General features: G+C 30.0%; 16 protein-coding genes and 1 pseudogene. 5 read left to right on the top strand and 12 right to left on the bottom strand.

All coding sequences use genetic code 11. From position 1 onward, the window contains the following. The 7 genes from PKV21_01650 to PKV21_01680 form a co-directional block, all read right to left on the bottom strand. Window positions 1–2,259 carry a PPC domain-containing protein gene (locus PKV21_01650; GenBank protein ID HOM26195.1) on the bottom strand — a complete coding sequence of 753 codons (2,259 nt, stop codon included), beginning with the start codon at window positions 2,257–2,259 and terminating at the stop codon, window positions 1–3. After that, window positions 2,252–3,538, bottom strand: a complete 1,287-nt coding sequence (locus PKV21_01655) for a DUF1501 domain-containing protein (GenBank protein ID HOM26196.1) — start codon at window positions 3,536–3,538, stop codon at window positions 2,252–2,254. Before PKV21_01655 ends, PKV21_01650 begins: the two co-directional genes overlap by 8 nt. 10 nt (window positions 3,539–3,548) lie before the next feature. Beyond that, a complete protein-coding gene (locus tag PKV21_01660) occupies window positions 3,549–5,111 on the bottom strand; it encodes a DUF1553 domain-containing protein (GenBank protein HOM26197.1) in 1,563 nt (520 codons plus the stop codon). Window positions 5,112–5,217: 106 nt separating this feature from the next. Next, window positions 5,218–5,955, bottom strand: a complete 738-nt coding sequence (locus PKV21_01665) for a creatininase family protein (protein HOM26198.1) — start codon at window positions 5,953–5,955, stop codon at window positions 5,218–5,220. Between the two features lie 121 nt (window positions 5,956–6,076). Next, entirely contained in the window at window positions 6,077–7,063 is a 987-nt protein-coding gene (locus PKV21_01670; protein HOM26199.1) for a zinc-binding dehydrogenase, read from the bottom strand. Between the two features lies 1 nt (window position 7,064). Next, window positions 7,065–8,093 carry a zinc-binding dehydrogenase gene (locus PKV21_01675; GenBank protein ID HOM26200.1) on the bottom strand — a complete coding sequence of 343 codons (1,029 nt, stop codon included), beginning with the start codon at window positions 8,091–8,093 and terminating at the stop codon, window positions 7,065–7,067. A 4-nt stretch (window positions 8,094–8,097) separates the two neighbouring features. Then, window positions 8,098–10,068 (bottom strand): family 10 glycosylhydrolase, encoded by a 1,971-nt coding sequence (locus PKV21_01680; GenBank protein HOM26201.1) that lies wholly within the window; start codon window positions 10,066–10,068, stop codon window positions 8,098–8,100. Between the two features lie 298 nt (window positions 10,069–10,366). On the opposite strand from PKV21_01680, the gene PKV21_01685 reads away from it, so the two are divergent. After that, on the top strand, window positions 10,367–10,507 hold the full coding sequence (locus tag PKV21_01685; GenBank protein HOM26202.1) for a hypothetical protein: 141 nt from the start codon (window positions 10,367–10,369) through the stop codon (window positions 10,505–10,507). Between the two features lie 57 nt (window positions 10,508–10,564). On the opposite strand, the pseudogene PKV21_01690 reads toward PKV21_01685, so the two are convergent. The 4 genes and pseudogenes from PKV21_01690 to PKV21_01705 form a co-directional block, all read right to left on the bottom strand. Further along, window positions 10,565–10,852 (bottom strand): annotated as a pseudogene (locus tag PKV21_01690) (adenylyltransferase/cytidyltransferase family protein). 214 nt (window positions 10,853–11,066) lie between these two features. Next, window positions 11,067–11,468 carry an SIS domain-containing protein gene (locus tag PKV21_01695; GenBank protein HOM26203.1) on the bottom strand — a complete coding sequence of 134 codons (402 nt, stop codon included), beginning with the start codon at window positions 11,466–11,468 and terminating at the stop codon, window positions 11,067–11,069. 17 nt (window positions 11,469–11,485) lie between these two features. Beyond that, window positions 11,486–11,968 (bottom strand): alkaline shock response membrane anchor protein AmaP, encoded by a 483-nt coding sequence (gene amaP, locus PKV21_01700; protein HOM26204.1) that lies wholly within the window; start codon window positions 11,966–11,968, stop codon window positions 11,486–11,488. 50 nt (window positions 11,969–12,018) lie between these two features. Beyond that, window positions 12,019–13,881 carry a hypothetical protein gene (locus PKV21_01705; GenBank protein HOM26205.1) on the bottom strand — a complete coding sequence of 621 codons (1,863 nt, stop codon included), beginning with the start codon at window positions 13,879–13,881 and terminating at the stop codon, window positions 12,019–12,021. Between the two features lie 342 nt (window positions 13,882–14,223). On the opposite strand from PKV21_01705, the gene PKV21_01710 reads away from it, so the two are divergent. The 4 genes from PKV21_01710 (at window position 14,224) to PKV21_01725 (ending at window position 17,475) form a co-directional block, all read left to right on the top strand. After that, entirely contained in the window at window positions 14,224–14,412 is a 189-nt protein-coding gene (locus PKV21_01710; protein ID HOM26206.1) for a hypothetical protein, read from the top strand. 81 nt (window positions 14,413–14,493) lie between these two features. Next, window positions 14,494–15,657, top strand: coding sequence for a DUF2961 domain-containing protein (locus PKV21_01715; GenBank protein ID HOM26207.1), 1,164 nt, complete (start codon window positions 14,494–14,496; stop codon window positions 15,655–15,657). Continuing rightward, window positions 15,654–16,454, top strand: coding sequence for an amidohydrolase family protein (locus tag PKV21_01720; protein HOM26208.1), 801 nt, complete (start codon window positions 15,654–15,656; stop codon window positions 16,452–16,454). The genes PKV21_01715 and PKV21_01720 overlap by 4 nt, the downstream gene beginning before the upstream one ends. Window position 16,455: 1 nt before the next feature. Next, complete coding sequence (locus tag PKV21_01725) at window positions 16,456–17,475, top strand: NAD(P)-dependent alcohol dehydrogenase (GenBank protein HOM26209.1); 1,020 nt, start codon at window positions 16,456–16,458, stop codon at window positions 17,473–17,475. A 1-nt stretch (window position 17,476) separates the two neighbouring features. Here PKV21_01725 and PKV21_01730 read toward each other — a convergent pair whose 3' ends face one another. After that, window positions 17,477–18,490 carry a sialidase family protein gene (locus tag PKV21_01730; protein ID HOM26210.1) on the bottom strand — a complete coding sequence of 338 codons (1,014 nt, stop codon included), beginning with the start codon at window positions 18,488–18,490 and terminating at the stop codon, window positions 17,477–17,479. Window positions 18,491–18,504: the final 14 nt, after the last annotated feature.

The following is an 18,504-nucleotide window of genomic DNA, read 5'->3' on the forward strand; positions in this document are numbered from 1 at the left end:
TCAAATAATTTCAAACATCAATGCAGGCAGAAATCCTTTTGAACTTCTTTGTTTTTTTTGAGATGTTTCTTCCTTTGGTTCACTGAAAACCTCAATTATCAAATTGTCTGAAAATCCTTTTTTTATTTTAGGTTCTGCCTTTATTCTGAAACTTACAGTATCATTTTCAATTTTTAAATCTTCTATTGTTATTCCATCGGGTGGGTCTTTCAATTCAAGTGTAATTTTTTCATTTTCAGAATATCCTGAAATTTTACCCTCAATTTTAACTGAACCACCGGAAGGAATTTTTATAAATTTTTCATTCAAAGATATAGGTTGACTCTTAAAAAATCTGCTTCTACCAGGATAAAAGAGTAATTCGGAAGAAGGAAGAAGATGATAATATGCAAATGCCTGCATCATTTCATCTGCTGGAATTGCTTCTCTCTTTATAAGTTTTCCATTTATATTTACGGTTCCTTCAATTTTTATCCTAACAGGTTTATTAAGGAAGTTGAAATTGGTATCAGCAGTAATTGTCATACATATTTTATCCTTACCTTTTGGAATTTTATTTCCACTTAAAATGAGTCCTTCAGGACAATCCTTTAACGAAACTTCTATCTCTCCATCAAATCCATCTTTCCTAACAGCATAAATATAAAAAGGAACTGTATTGTTTGATGTAATATTTATGGCTGAAGGAACTATAAATATTTTAAAATCTGGTTTGCTTTTCTCAATTCTTAAACGATAGATATATTCATCGCCACCATGACCTTTTACATCTGTAATTTTAAAGTAATATATTCCATCATCCGGGATTTCATAATAAATATAAGAGTCGGCATGATGTGTAATTGTATCAAAACTTTTGTCAAAATAGTCATCATTTGAAATTAGAACTTTTCCAGAGGAATCCATAAGTGTAATAATTGAATCAAGTGGAAAATTTAAACGACGGCTATAAACTTCTGCAACAATTTTATCACCTTTTGAACATTTAAATTTATATATATCAATATCTCCACTTTTTGAAATTGTTCCATTTACTATTTGAGGCATTATAATTTGCATTGCATTTTTCAAACTATCATTTGGTTCTCTTTCATTTATTTCAGGTATTTCGTCCACCATATAATATATTTGATTTGAATATATACCGTTAAAGTCAAAACTTTTTCTATGAATCCCTATATCTTCTGTATCAAGTTCAACTGTTTTTTGGGGTAAATTCCATCCATATATTGAAACAATTGTTTTTTCATATCTTTCTCCACCTGGTGGGAAAATATGTGTTATGAATGGTTTTTCTCCAATAAATAATCTGTAAACAAAATCTTCCCTTCCGCGATATAGGGCATCTCTGACTTCTATCATATATTCACCATCTTTTTTTACTTCATAAAAAATTACAGGGTCTGGATTGAAATAATAATCATCTGCATATGCAATTTCTCTACCGGAAGAATCATAAAGAGTTAAAACCCCCTGAAACCATCCAGGAACAGCATCTGCCATAAAAGGAATAATTTCTCGTCCTTTAAGTTCAATAACAAGTTTTTGTCCTTTTTTTGCATTAAAATAAAATCTGTCAACATCTCCAGGAGTAATCTGACCATTTATAATTAAGGGAATATCAAAAACTTCTTTAAGTGGGTCAAAAATTGTATAGTATGGGATTTTCTCTTTTTCTTTTACTTCTTTATATTCACTTACATAGAAATTTAGAAAGTTGGTAAGGCCTAAAGGTGATTGAACTCTCAATTCATAAATTCCAGGTTCTGTATCAGGAGAAATTTCAACTTTTATCATTACTTTTTCCTGAATTGACCTTTTTATTTGTTCAGTTCTAAAAGGACCTAAAAAAGTTTCAGCAATAAATCTTAACTCCTCAAATGATTTATTTTCAAGGTTTTCAAGTAAAGGGTGTTTTGGTAATTTCACTCCATCCATTTCATAAACTATTTCTGGTTTTCTGTATTCTTTTCTATACATGTTTGTTATAATTTCTCTTAAATTCTTTGCCAGAAGTCGTTTTTGCTGGGGATTTAATGAAGGCAAAGGATTGACCTGAAGAACTTTAATTTTATCTGTTGAAAAATAAGCATTTCTTGCTCCTCTTATGTTCTGCCCTCCAACAATTATTTCAAGAGTAGTTCCTCTCTGTCCACCTGCTTGATAAACGTATCCAATAGATGGTTGATTTGTCATAATTTGAGCAAAAATAAAATTGCATGAAATTAGAAAAATTAAAAAAATACTTCTTTTATTCATACATTATCTCCTTCAGAAGTCCTTTTTTTGGTCCCTTTTCAATTGGAGGTAAAATTCTCGCATCTTTTCCAAATTTTTCAGGGAATTTTCCCTCAGGGTCAATGCCTAAAAGATAATAAATACTTCCGAGTAAATCTTTTGGATATACAGGTCTGTCAATCACTTCTTCCCCTTTTTCATCACTTTTTCCAACAACACATCCTCCTTTAAATCCACCTCCGGCAACAAGAACTGAAAAACATTTACCGTAATGGCCTCTTCCTCCATTCCATGGCGGTTCCCACTGAACTTTTGGAGTACGGCCAAATTCTCCTGATACCCATATAATTGTTGAATCAAGAAGTCCTCTATCTGAAAGGTCTTTAATAAGAGAAGCGAGTCCCATATCAAGTTCAGGAAGTTTCTGTCTCATCTGTTGAAAGTGGTTGTTATGTGTATCCCATCCCCTGTAATTTATTGTTACATAGACAACTCCTTTTTCAATCAATCTTCTTGCCACAAGACACGATTGCCCAAAAGTATTTCTGCCATACATATTTCTTACCTCTTCTGGTTCGGTTGAAAGGTCAAAAACCTTTGCAATTTCTCCTGATATTATTTCGTATGCTTTTTCTCTACATAAATCAAACCATTGAAATTCTTTACTCCAAGGGATTAATTTACCAAGTATATCTATTGAATATAAAAGTTCTTTCCTTGCATTTTTTCTTTCTTCTGATATTCCTTCAAGTACAATACCTTCAACTGCAAATGGGGTTCTGTTTGGGTCTCCACCTGTTACAAATGGTTTATATTTAGGCCCAAGAAATCCACACTCTGAAAATCTACCCTGGGAAGTTGTAAGTACAATATAAGGTGGAAGAATTCCTTTGTATCCATAGTCATATCCTTTAAATAATGAAACAACCGCTCCAATAGAGGGATAAACAAGATTTTCTTCTGAGGAATGACCTGTTTGCATTAAATATGCAGCAGTTTCATGAGCATTTATTCCATGGGTCATACTTCTTATAATTGAATATTTATCAGCAAGTTTAGCAAGATTTACAAGAAGTTCATTTATTTCTATTCCAGGAACATTTGTTGGTATTGATTTAAAAGGCCCTGTGTAGTCGTATCCAGCATTTGGTTTTGGGTCAAAAGTATCAAGATGAGACGGTCCTCCCCAAAGCCAGATTTGAATAACTGCTTTTGGTCTTATTTCTGACTGCGAATAGGATTTTTGGGAAAAATTGAAAACAATGAAAATAACCATAAAAATTTTAAAAATTTTATTCATCTTTTTCCTCCTAATGCTTGTACAAAAACTCCTTACTGTTAATTAAAGCCCATACAATATCTTCAACTGCTTGATTAAAAGATATACCCTGCTTTTGAAAATAACCTTCAAGTAGTTCAATTTCAGATTTAGATGGATACCTTGATAGTAAAGAGAGATAAATATTTTCAATTATTTTTTTTCTATCTCCTTTTGCCTCTCTCATTAATTGTCTTATATAATTACTTGATTGAATCTTTTTATGTAATTCAGATGAATTTAAAAGATACCTCATCTGTGCCTCATTTATTTTATTATTTCTTTCTGATTCAAGTCCTGTATCTCTTGGAGGCCTTCCAAATAATTCAAGAAAAGGGCCTGTTATACTACCATCCGCAAGTAAAATATTTCTTTGAGATGATGGTATGAAAGTATATGGTTCAGGGATTTGACTTACATATTCAATTCCACTTCCAGAAAATTTACATATTATATCAAGTAAAACCTCTGCCTCAAGTCGTCTTGGCAAATAATAAGCAAAATATTTCTCACCTTCAGGATTATTATCTCTCGGTATAAATGATTGCTGGTAAACTCTTGAATTAAAAATAATTTTATAAATGTGTTTTAAATCATAATTTGATTTAATAAGTTGGTTTTCAAGATAATTTAAAAGTTCAGGAATTGCTGGTGGATTATCAGGTCCTATATCATCTGGTTCATGAATTATCCCTCTTCCAAAAATCCATGACCATATTCTGTTTACAATGTTCTTTGAAAAGTATGGATTATCGGGTCTTATAAGCCAATCAGCAAAAACAGTTCTCGGGTCTTTATCAGGTGGGATTTTAATTTTATTTCCATCAGGAAAAATTGCCTCTATTGTTTCTGAATTCTCTGGATTAAAATAAACTATTTCCTCTTTCCATTCAAGAGTTTTTTTATAAGAGACCTTTGAGAAAAATTTACTCATCCCTGTTTTAATATCATCGGGCAACTTCTCAAATCTTACACCCATAAAAGTTAGAGACACACAGGAAGCAATTGAATAAGGGTCTCTTTTCCCAACCGCTCTATAAAAATTTACTGGAGGAACTCTGAAATTACTTCCACTTGAAGTAAGAAGTTCTCTAACAAATTTATCATATGGTTTATTTTCAACTAAAGAATTGAGTATCCACTTATGATATGCCTGAACTCCGTTAGGCCAAAGATTTATAGGGAATTCTGCCTTTATCCTTAAAATATCACACCATTTCATAGACCAGTATTCAGCAAATTCTTTTTTTTCAAGTAATTTATCAATAAGGACTTTTCTTTTATCAGGATTTTTATCATTGAGAAAATCAATTACTTCTTCTACCTCAGGAAGCATTCCAATTGTATCAAGATAAATTCTTCTTATAAAGACCTCATCTGAACAAGGGAAGGCATGCTTAATATTTAATTTTTCAAGTTTTGAAAAGACATATCTATCTATTTCACTTTCAAGAGTTGACCAGTTTTCCTGTTCATATAAATTTAAAGAGTTCTGGCTATTTAAAATTATTACCTGAAAAAATATCACAAAAATTAACTTCTTTATCTTTTCCATTCCATATATTTTGACTTCTAAAAACTGAAAAAGTTTATTTAAGTTACCTGAATTATTATTACCTTTTGAGTATGAAGCATGGATTTATTCTGAACATTTTGACAGATTATTTTAAAACCTCTTTCAATCTTTTTATAATTTCTTTTTTTGCCTTTTTACCGTATTCTTTATTTGCTTTTTTTGCTTCTTTTGAGTACCATTTTTCTTTACTATATTTTTTCATTTTTACACCGGAAGGATAGAATACCATCATCAGAGATGTTTCTTGTTTTCCAGCATGGTCAATTGGATATTTTTTTTGTGTTTCTTCATCCATAAAAGGTATTATCTTTATCCAACTGAATGGGTCAGTTCCTTTCTCATGTTGTATATAATAATTTTGTGACTCTTCTTTTCCCCACCATCCTTCACCATATCTTTTTTCAAGAAATTCAAATATACTTTCTCTTGCAGCAAGTTTAAAAGCAAGGTCTGTTGGCATTCCTGCAATAAAATTTTCACTTTGATGATGAATAATGACATAAATATTTCTAAAGCCAACCCTTAAAAGATTTTCAAATAGATTTTTTGCAAATTTGTATATAACCTCGGGCTTTATATGAATTGTCCCATTTCCTTCAGGAGGTTCAACTGCATAACTTGCACATCCATAGTAAAAAGGTGGTAAAATTATAATTTCCATTTCTTTTTCTATCTCTTCAAGTGCTTTTAAAACAAGCAGAGTATCAACTCCTATACATAGATGTTCACTGTGATATTCTATAACTCCAACAGGCAAAACTATGGGTATATTTTTCTTAATTGCTTCTCTTATTTGTTCTGGAAACATATTTTCATATCTCATTTTTTTCCCTGTTTTTATATTTCAATTATTTCCATATACTTGCTTGACAAAAGTTCTACACCTTCTTTTTTAACAACCATTTTTAGATTTATATTACCTTTCATTCAGTTTTCCCTTTTGTTTATTTCCACCAGAAAAGTATTCCAAGATTAAATGGTTTCCCATCCCTTAAAATTTCAAATCCTTTTGTCAATTCTTCACTTGTAAATCTGTGTGTTATCATTTCAGAAATTTTTAAAATCCTTTTTTTTATATAGTCAAGAGTTTCATAAAAATCAATTGTATCTATTCCTATTGTTGTTTTTATAGTAATTTCTCTTATTTTTATCTGGTCAAGGTCAATAGCACATTTTTCTTTATCAAAATACTGTGCCTGAAGTAAAATTTTCCCTCTAAATTTTGTAATTTGAACAAGTTTATCTGTAGTATTTGGGTCTCCAACAGTATCATATAAATGGTCAAAACCTTCAGGTGCAATCTCTTTTAATTTTTCATCAATCTCTTTATCATCAATTAAAAATGAAAATTGAGTAAACTTTTTTCCGAATTCAACTCTTTCAGGGTCTTTATCTATTAAAATAGGTACTGCATTTCTATAAATTGAGAGTTGACATGCACATAATCCAAGAAATCCAGCACCTATTATGGCAATTTTTTCTCTACTTTTTACTTCAAGTGCTTTTATCCCTCTTGTTGCAACAGCAGAAAGTTGAGTAAAAACAATTGTTTCAAGTTCAAAGTTATCAGGTATCTTTGAAGAAATGAACCAGTAATTTTTCCAATTCCCTACAGAATGAGAAACATGGGCTCCCCACATTCTATAAATATTTTCTTTCCATCTATTATCAATTCCATAAACAATATCTCCTTCTTTAAAATTTTTTACATTTTTCCCAACTTTCTCAATTATACCAATTCTGTGATATCCAGGAACACATGGAAATTTTGTTCCTATATGTTTCCCTTTTAAAACCCATCTTTCTGTTCCAGGAGAGATTGCAGAAATTATTGTTTTAACTTTTATATCCTCATCTTTCATTTCATCAAGTGTTAATTCAGATATTTCAAATTTGTTTGCTTCTTGATATATTAATGCCTTAATTTTCATTCTACACCTCCATTTTAAAAACAATTTTAAATGCTTCTTTTTTTCTTATTAGTTGAAATCCATATTCTATTTCTTCAAATGGTAAAATATGTGAATAAAAAAGAGATGGTTTCAAAATATTCATTTCTGTAAGTTTTAAAATATAGTTATGTGTTATTGGTTCAGAAGGTCCTTTTAGAATAAATTTTCCTGTTTTCTCATACTTTTTAAATGGAGATGGTTCACTGTAACTTGCATATGGAGCAATTTTACCGTTTTCTGAAAGAAGATTTATTACACTTAAAACAAATTCTGTATTTCCTGTGGTATCAATAATAAAGTCAACTCCTTTTCCATTTGTTATCTCTTTTACTTTTTCAATTTTTTCATTTTCTGTATTTATTATAAAATCTGCTCCTATTTTTTTTATATGTTCAAGTGTTTTTGAATTTCTTCCAGCAACTATAACTGGAAAGCATCCAATCAATTTTGAAAAATAAACCAAACTCATTCCAACAGGTCCTGAACCAAGAATTAACAATGAATTTTCAAATTTACAGCCAATATTTAATAAAAAACTTGCTGTTTCTTTAAGTGTTATAAAAATTGTTGCATCAAAAGGAGAAATATTTAATTCTTCGGGTATTTTCTGTTGATAAACTGTATAATGATTTATTTCTTTTTCTTTATTATCTTCCTTCATCGCCTTTATATCCGTTATTTTCCCGTATTCTGAAAATCCTCCAATCGCTGACCAGTATAAATCAATTTTTTCTCCAGGGTAAACACAGGTCGTTCTTAAAAAAATCTCTCCTTCTTTAATATATCTGACCTTTTTGCCTTTTTTGATGACAACTCCAACACTCTCATGACCAAGAATGACAGGATAGTTTTTACACCAGAACATCTTTCCATCAATTATTTTAAGGTCTGTTCCGGTACAGGTAGCACAGGCAAGTGTTTTACATAGACATTGATAATCATTTATTTCAGGTATTGAAACTTCTTTTATTTTTACATCTCCTTTTCCTTCAGTTATTGCTGCTTTCATTTTATTAATCCATTTTTTCAATTACAACCATTTGATAACCAGCCATTGATTCAATTTTGAACCATATATAATTACCTTCTTCTTTAAATTCAATTTCTTCATTTGAGGGTACAAGGTAAATTCTTTTAATCTTCTTTTTATCTATATTTTTAACTCCTATTTCTATATCCTTTAAAATCAATGGTTCTTCAATTATCTGCATACTTTTTCCCCTTAACTCAGGGATATATGCAAGTATATGGATAATATTTTTATTTTTCTGAGAAGCCAAAGTTATCTGTACAAATGATGGAATATTTTTATGTTTAATCAATGGTTCTGGATAAATTTTTTCAAGGCAGTTATACAGTAATTTTTTGTAATAGATATAGGCGTGATTGTGATAATTTTTAAAAACTGGAAAACTGAAATGGATTATATTTCCAAACTGTACAATTGCTGGTCTTCCTGTATTTTTTTCAGGTGGAGTATATAAATTTTCATGTTCCCAATCCCATGATTTATAATTGAAATACGGTTTGTAAATATAAGCAATAATTTTACTTCCCTTTTTTGCCTTTATTGAAATTCCCTGGTCATAAATTGTTAAAGGCATATCTGGAATTCCATCTGAAAATTCTTTTTCACCAACAAAATAAGTTGGATTGTTTTCTTCCTCTCCTTCAAATTCAATTTTATAATCATCAAATATAAATTTTTTCTTTTCTAAATCAAAACATGAAAGGTCAGAACTGATTAGAATACCACCTTTTTTCAAATGTTTTTTCAATTTTTCTCTAAGGTTTTTATCAACTTTAATATTATCAGGAAGAATTACAATTTTATATTTTGATATATCATCCGTCCCATCACTCACATCAAACTGATATTTAAGTTCAGAAAGCATTCTTGTTGCTCCTGCCAAACTTGAATAATCAAAATGGTAACCATAAAACATTGAAAGATTTGGTTCAATAATTACCATCTCTGTTATATTTTCTGCATTTTCTGTAAATTCTTCAATTTTTTTTATTTCTGAATAACATTTTCCTATTAAATCATAAACTTCTTTTTCAAGTTTCCCTCTTGGATGCATATGGTCTCCAATTGAACAGGTTCCCCCATTTGAAACTGAATAATAAAGGTCAAACATTAAAGAATGGAATGTTCTCAATCCACCAAAATCACCCCATCCTTTATGAAATCTTCCTGTCATTGTGAAAAATGGTTTTTTAAGTGTTCTTGCATATCTTATAATCCATGGAAGAAAATCATATCCCCATCCACCTGTTGGAAGGACTTCAAGTTCTAAATGCGTTGGCTGTTTCCTGTAAGGAAGTCCATTGAAAAAAAGAAAAATATCTTTATTTTTCCTTTTTAAAATTTTTTTAACTTCCTCCATAAACTTTTCTGTAATCATCCAGCAAAAATCCCTTGCCTTTATTTCATCAGAAGGGTCAATATTCAATTTTTTCATTTCTCTTACACATTCACCACCATAGCAAGGAGAAAGAGTGAAACAGTCAAGGAAAATTCCATCAACAGGGTAATTATCAATGACTTCTTCAATCATACCAAGTATATAATCTTTAAAATCTGTATTCAGACACATCTTTCTGAAAAAATGTCCCATATACTGCATTTCTGCAATCTGACCTTCTTTATTTACCTTACACCAATCTCTATGCCTTACTGAATTTTCATGGTCAAGTCCCACATTAAAATAAGCACTAACCATTATCCCTTCTTTATGACATTCTTCAATAATTTCTCCAAGAAGGTCTCTTTTTTTAAGTCCTGGATGGATTATTCCTATTTTTGTTGGATAATATGCAAAACCAAGATTACATTTTGCAAAAGTTGTTATATAATCCACATTCGCTTCTTTCAGTGTTTTTACAAATTCTTTACCGTTAAAATCAATACCGACATCATAAACCCCAGGCATCGTGTGGAAGTCAAGATGTATCGCTCTTTTAGGAAACCATTTTTTCAATTCCATTACCCCCTTTGTTTTTCAGGATTATTTTAAATTTAATTAAAAATTTGTCAAAAAAATTTGACTTTTAACAATTAATTATTTTAAATATTTTGAAATTGTTCTCCCTTAAAAAGGAGAACGAAAAAAAATTAGTTGCTGGGAATTTTTATATCAGGATAAAGGTGGTTATGGAACGTGTATACTTAAGAGAATATATACCCTTTATTGACAATTCTATTATTTTTAACAATTTTGGGCATTACATAAAAAGTATGTAAAAATAATGGAAGATGATGTTTATTAAGGAGAAAAAATGAAACTTGTGTTTATTGGAGGAGGAGCACATAGGCATCTTGGGATTATAAGGGCAGTTCTTGATGATGAAGCAATATCTTCTTTATGTGAAATTTGTCTGTATGATTTGAATAAAGTTGTTCCCTTATCCCACTTTTAAAGTGGGATTGGAGAATTGTTCAACTATTCCTTTTCCAACAACATCTTCTTCTTTTTAATCCCCACCTTTTACAATATAATGTGGAAGTATTTTTTTTATTAATCTTTCTGGTGTTTTTTCTCCAAATAAAACAACATAATTAATCATTTCAAATGAAGATAAAATTTCTGCCCTCTCCTTTTCATCAATTATAGGTCTTTTTTCTCCTTTAATTTTTTTTATTGATTTGTCTTTATTTAATCCAACAATAAGAACATCTCCAAGTGATTTTGCTTTTTTTAATAGTTTTATATGGCCTGGATGAATAATATCAAAACATCCATTAGTAAAAACAATAATTTTGCCTTCTTTTTTTAATCTTTTAGAAATCTTTTCAATCTCTGAGAAGTTTTTTATTTTAGACATTTTTAAAATTCTAACTCAATTAAATAGGAAAAAAGATGATATATTATTAGATGTATTTCCTGAACCCTTTCTGTTTGTAAGGTTGGAACAGATATATTGTAATCAGAGATTTTTTCAAGGATATTTGGAGATTTACCTGTAAAAGAGATAATATTCATTTTAATTTTTTCGCTACTTTTGCCGCTTCTATGACATTTTTTGATTCACCAGATGTTGAAAAGCATATTAAAATATCGTTTTCTTTACCAAGTGCCATAACCTGTTTTGAAAATATCTCTTCAAATTTATAATCATTTCCTATGCTTGTTATGATAGATGTATCAGTAGTTAAAGAAATAAAAGGTAATGGCCTTCTTTTCTTTTTATATCTATTCACCATTTCACCTGCAAAATGTTGACAGTCAGCAGCACTTCCACTATTTCCGCATAAAAGAATCTTATTCCCTTTTTTTAAACTTTTTACAATAAGCTCAGAGATTTCAATGAGTTTTTCAAAAAGATTAAATTTTAAAAGAGAATTCAAAACTTCCATATGTGTTTCTATTTCACTTATCATATTTGAAACATAAATCTCTATATTTGATACCCTTTCAACTCCAATTGTGTCTTGAAGATAATTTTTTTTAATTCCTGAATATTACTGCATATATCAGGTATATTAAGATTTGAAAAAAGTTTTAAATTTATTTTTGTTTCAAGCCCTTTCGGAGTTACAAATGTTTTAACCTTAATTGTTTTTATCCCATCTATTTCCTTAAGAATTGTTGTAGTTATTGAGTCTTTTATTGCTTTTAGAGATACTCTTACTTTTCCACTAGGATTATCAAAAGAAATTGCCTTTGTTCTATAAATATAATCAATCCAGTTAACAACATAGATAATTCCAATAATCAATACAATAGTTGCAAAAATTTCAACTTTATATAAGTTATTTTTTATAAAATTTATAAAACTTTCGCATAAATTTTCATTTGAAAAAAAAGATAAAAGACAGAATACAAAAAATATCCCCATCAAAATATAAATTGTTCCTACAATTCTGCTCCATATTTTCATATTTACCCCTTTATAAATCTTTTCATTGATTTTTCAAAAATAGTCAAATTTTATGCCCAGAAAAGGGTATTTCCAGTTTTCCCTGTAATTAGATCAACTATAATAAATAAACCACTGATAACAAATTGCCCTATTATAAGACCAATAAATAACCCTTTAAATTTTTCATAAATTTTTGCTCCCCCATATCTTAAAATTAAAACCTTTATAAGCCAGGAAATAAAAATAGAAAACCATAAAGCATTTGTCATCATTATTGTGGAAAAAGCAAAACCGAGTGGATGAAAAGGAAAATTTAAAAATCTCAATCTCATTATAAATAAAAAAACTGTAAAGAAAGCGCCTATCCCAGTAAATCCAATATACTGCCAGTCAGGACCTTTGGGATTTTTTATTTTATCTGCAACATACTTTAAAGGATACTGAGGTCCCGCTACAAAAAACCATTGATTTGCATTTATTCCACCATATTTATAACATAGAATTATAGTTGCCCATATTGACGAAAATAGGGTAATAAAAATTGAAATTATTATTGCCCAGAAGATAAGTCTTTTTTTCTTTTTTATATTTTCAGCCATTTTCAATCCATTTGCAACTGAAGCCATAACAAATGTTCTAACATCTGAAGAATAAACAAAGGTTAATCCAAGACCAATAAGATTGGAGGGTCCAAGGCGAGTAGAACCAAGAAAAGAATTTATTATAACAGGTGATATCACAGGTGCTCTTGTTGCTGCAAGTCCTCCTTCACATATTACCCTTGTTATTCCTATATAAATTAAAAAGGCAAAAAATATAAATAAAATAGCAGGTAAAGGTGAAATACCTGAATACAAAAGCCAGAAATAAATAAATAAAAGAGAAAAAATTAAACCGAAAAACGAAATTTTTGGTGAGATAATTTCATCTTCTTCTTTTGTTCTTATTATATTTATTAAATTTTTTCTTGAAATCCATAATCCATATAAAACAATAACAATCAAAGAACCAAGAGATTGCCATCCAAGTAAGGGTCTATCAGCATTATAAGGTAAAAATTCTTGACTTCCAAACCCTGTAATATTAAAAAAACCCTGTTCAATCGTTGTTAAAAGGCAGAAAAACCATAAAGAAAAGGCAAGTGGTAAATTTACAAGATATGTAAAACCGATCATGGGAAAACTTATTCTGAAATGTAAATTTAATGTCTTTCTAAATATTGGGACATTTCTTACCAATGTAAGTGGTGGAATATTCGGGAAATAAAAGTGTAATCCATTTATAAGTCCAAATATAAAAGGTATTAAAAATCCAAACCAAAAAAGTCCATTTTTAAAAATATTTGTATTTTCGCTGTTTATAAGTTCAATTGGTGCTTTTGTCATTGGATAGTTTAATTTTTCATTTTCTGACCATTGTTTATGCAATATAATCATTATAAAAATCATTGCAAGATAAATAAAAAGAATTAAAAAAATCCAAATAGAAAGCGGTTTAATCCATGGCCCCCATGGTAATTTCTCTCCTTTTGGTATTCCTTCAAAAAACCATGTTATCGCTTTTTCATCTTGAACTATTAAATTTCTTTTAAGATGAGGAAGAATAATTGTATCCCATTCATTTTGAGGATTTGAGTAATATTTAACTCCTGCAATTAAAGGAACAAGATATAAAGTAAGTCCCATTGTAGGAATTGAACAGGAAACAATCATCATAATGTAGATAATTATGAGTTCTTCTGTCTTAAACCCTTCTTTTTTAAAAATTTTTTTAAAGAGATAATTGAAAAGTGTAATAAAAAATATAAAAAATATTGCAAAACCAGTTGTAAAATCAAGTGTCATATAAGAACCTTGAATTTTAACAAGATTATAAATATCAGCAGTTCCTATAATAAAACACAAAATTGCTCCGATAATAAGCGCTCTCATTTCTTTTTTACTAATTACAGATTTTATTATATTTTAATTTAAAGAGAGTATAAAAGTCAAAAAACGTATTTCCTCAAAATTAAATCTATTTGAAATTATATTTTTATAAGAGATTTTTCTTTTCACCTTTTCATTTAATATGCTTTTTATCAAGTTTATTTTTGAGGAATGTCGGACACTTGCCCAATGGGATAAAAGAAAAGGGAAGAAAATGGAAAATGTGATGATATTTTTGAGTTTTTTCTTGGGTTTTTAAATGTAGTAGTTGTTATTGTTTTACCCATAGTGCTCGGAAGAAGGACAGATGAACTAATAAGTACCTAAGATGAAAGAGCAAAAAAGATGATGGAAGAAGGGAACAAAAGAGTACAAGAGATACTGGAAAAGATGGACGAAAGAATGGAGAGGATGGATAAAGACCACAAAGAAATGCTTGAAAGGATGGATGATGCATTGAGGTTTATAGGCACATTAATAAATTGTTCCCTTATCCCACCTTTAAGGTGGGATTGGAGAATTGTTGACGATTAAGGGTTTTAGATGGATATTTTTTAGAAATAAGGAAATGTTGTATAATTGAAAAAGTATTAAAGGATTATAAAAGGAGGGGATATGAGAAATTTATTGTTTAATTTATGCAAAATAAAAAATGCACGGGTAAAAAGGATTTCAAGTTATGATATGGAAGGAAGAAATAAAGATGCATGGACAATATCCCCGGGAGAAACAAAAACAATTGCAGAAATTGATGGGCCTGGATGTATAACTCATATCTGGATGACTCAGGGAGGACCTTTATTTTTATATAGAGAAGTAATTTTAAAATTTTACTGGGATGGAGAAGAAAATCCAAGTATTCTTGTACCTCTTGGTGATTTTTTCTGCCTTGGGCATTCTCTTGTTAATTCTTTCTGTTCTTTACCCTTTACTGCTTCAACTGCAAATCCATATAAATTCGGTGCTGGATGTGCTTTAAACTGTTATCTACCCATGCCTTTCAGAAAACATGCAAAAATAGAAATAACAAATGAAGGAAATCAGGCATATAATCAGTATTTCTATATTGACTACGAAATTTATGAAGATGATTTGAAAGAAGATATTGCCTATTTACACAGTCAGTGGAGAAGGGAAAATCCAACTCCTGGGTGGGGACCTGAAATACCTGTAAATACTCCTGAAGCAGATATTGTTAATAAAGAAGAAATTGCATACAAAAATAATTATGTTATTCTTGAAGCAGAAGGTAAAGGGCATTATATTGGATGTAATATTTCAGTTACAAATTTTCATGGAACATGGTGGGGGGAAGGAGATGATATGATATGGGTTGATGGGTACAAATGGCCACCTGATTTACATGGAACTGGAAGTGAGGACTATTTCAATCAGGCATGGGGTATGCAAAATAATGCTTTTCTTTTTAATGGTTCTTCAATATTTGAAGGTCTTTCTGTTTTCGGACATAATCTTTATGATGGTAAATTACAGGGCGGATACCAGACATCCTATGTTTTTCATTTAACAAATCCAGTTCATTTCAAAAAATCAATAAAGGTAACGATAGAACACGGACATGGAAATCATACTTCAAATGATTATTCTTCAACTGCATACTGGTATCAGATAGAGCCACATAAAAAATTTGATATTCTACCTGTTGAAAAGAGATATCCTGTATTGCTTTCTTTTGTAAATCCAGAAAATTTGAAAACAGAAAAAAGAGATATAATAATAACTGAAGAAATGAAAGAAATGAAAAAGAGAAAGAAATGAAAATAATAGATATACATACACATGCCTTTCCTGATAATGTAGCAGAAAAAGCAATACCTCTGCTTGAAGAAGAGGGAAAAATAAAGGCGAAACTTGATGGAAAAATTTCATCTCTTTTATTTTCAATGGATAAATATGGAATTGAAAAAAGTGTTATATGTTCAATAGCAACAAAAATTACCCAGTATAACTCAATTTTAAAATGGTCAAAAGAGATATCCTCTGAAAGAATTATTCCATTTCCTTCTTTTCATCAGGATGACCCACTTGTTTTTGAAAGGATAGAAGAAATAAAGAAAGAAGGATTTAAAGGTATAAAACTTCATCCATATTATCAGAAATTCACGGTTGATGAAGAAAAAATGATGAAAATTTATGAAAAGATTTCAAAGGAAGGTTTGATACTTGTTCTGCATACCGGTTTTGATTTTGCTTTTGAGAGGATAAGAATTGCAGACCCTGAAAAAATTATGAATGTAAAGAAAAATTTCCCTGACTTAAAACTTATTACAACACATCTTGGAGCATGGGAGGACTGGGATAATGTTGAAAAATACTTAATTGGAAAGGAAATTTATATGGAAATTTCTTTTTCTCTTGAATTTCTTGAAAAGGAAAGGGCAAAAAGAATGATTTTGTCTCACCCTCCTGATTATATCTTATTCGGAACTGATTCTCCATGGACAGACCAGGGCGAAACATTGAATTTACTCAGACAACTTAAACTTCCATCAGATATTGAAGAAAAAATTTTATATAAAAATGCAGAAAGAATTCTTTTTAAAAAGGAGAGTTAAAATGAAAGGTGCATTTTTGACAAAGCCATATAGTATTGAAATAAGGGAAATAGAAAAACCTGAAATTAAAAATTCAGATGATGTTTTGATAAGAATTAAAAGTGTTGGTGTATGCGGTTCAGATGTTCATTATTATAAAGAAGGAAGAATTGGTGATTTTGTAGTAAAAGAGCCATTGATTTTAGGACATGAAAGTTCAGGGATAATTGAAAAGGTTGGAAAAAATGTAAAGAATTTAAAAGAAGGAGATAGAGTTGCAATAGAACCAGGTATTCCTTGCAGAAAATGTGATTACTGTAAAGAGGGAAGGTATAATCTCTGTCCTGATGTTGTATTTTTCGCAACTCCACCAGTAAACGGTACTTTCTGTGAATATATTGTTCATCCTTCAGATTTTGTTTATAAAATACCAGAAAATTTATCTCTTGATGAAGCAACATTAATTGAGCCATTTTCTGTTGGAATTCATGCCTGTAATTTAATAAATTTAAAACCAGGTGAAAAAGTAATTGTATCTGGACTTGGACCTGTTGGACTTCTTGCTTTACTTTCTGCAAAAATATATGGTGGGATTGTTTATGGAATTGAAAAGAGTGAAAAAAGGATTGAATTTGCAAAAAATTTCGGTGCTGAATATGTATTTGATACAAAAAAGACAGAAATAAAAGAAATTAAAAATCTTTTACCTGAAAAAGTAGATGTTGTTTTTGAATGTTCCGGATATTCAGGTTTAATGGAAGAGACAATTAACTGGGTGAAAAGAGGTGGAAGGATTGTCTTTATTGGCTTGGGAACAGATTTTGTCAACCTTAATATTTCCAGAGTAACAAACGAAGAAATAAAAATTTCAGGTATTTTCAGATATGTAAACACATATAAAAGAGCAATTGAAATGATAAGTAAAAATAAAATCAATCTTAAGGAGTTAATAAGTAAAAATTTCCCTCTTGACAGAGTGAAAGATGCGCTTGAATATCCCGGTAAAAATCCTGACAGTATTAAAGTTATTGTTAATCCCTAATTTAGATAAAAAAATCTTTTTCTGTAAGGGAATATCCTCTTATATGTCCATTAGGTGCATCATCAACAATATAATTAACTATATAAATTTCACCATCTTCAAACTGAACCCATCCCGAATATCCTGTGTCAGAAAATTTGCTTCTGTCATAATCAATCGGTTTTATTCTTGTATGTGCCTGATTTCTTTCTTTTGAAAGTGCAGATTCAATATCTGTTAATGTTGCAAAAAAATTCTGTGTCCACCATCCAAGCCATCCTTTTCCTCCCTGACAGAATCTATGAGTAATAAGAATATAACCGCTTTTCAACAATCCACTTACAGGTCTGTGGCATCCTGGAATTGGGAAGGGATAAGGACCCTCCCATGTTTCACCGTTATCATATGAAATCGCTTTAAAACAATCAAGACCGAGAAAACTATTTTCTCTCATAAAAGTTACAAGTTTACCATCAGGAAGTTCAAGGATACTGCCTTCACATAGATTAAGTCCTTCTTTTGATGCAATTTTAACCTGTCCATTCCATTTTTTCCCTCTATCATCAGAAATATAAACCATCTGTTCAAGATAACCCTTCTCATTATATCTCTGTGAAGCAATAAGATATCTTCCATTTTTAAGTTCTTTTAGTTTATCAGGTACAAAACCAGGTATGGGAAGTTCTATTTTTTTACTCCATGTTTTACCTTCATCCAAACTGTACCACATAAAAAGTTTTCTCAATTTTATATCCTTTTCTCCTGCTCCTTTATCACAAATTATAACAACTTTTCCATCACTTAAATGAGAAATTCTCGGACAGTTCCATCCAGAGTCAACTTCAGAAAGATGAAATTTATCTGACCATGTTCTTCCCCTATCTGAACTTACTTTATAAACAACTCTTGAATAACTTCTGTCTGCATGATGTTTACATTCAAGAAAAACACATATCAATTTACCCGAAGGTAATAGAACAACATCAGGAAATGCTTCATAAATACTATCATCCCTGCTTATAATAAACTTTTCCATCTTTCCTCCTTTTT

This window comes from bacterium, assembly GCA_035371905.1.
In the GTDB taxonomy this organism is placed as follows: domain Bacteria; phylum Ratteibacteria; class UBA8468; order B48-G9; family JAFGKM01; genus JAMWDI01.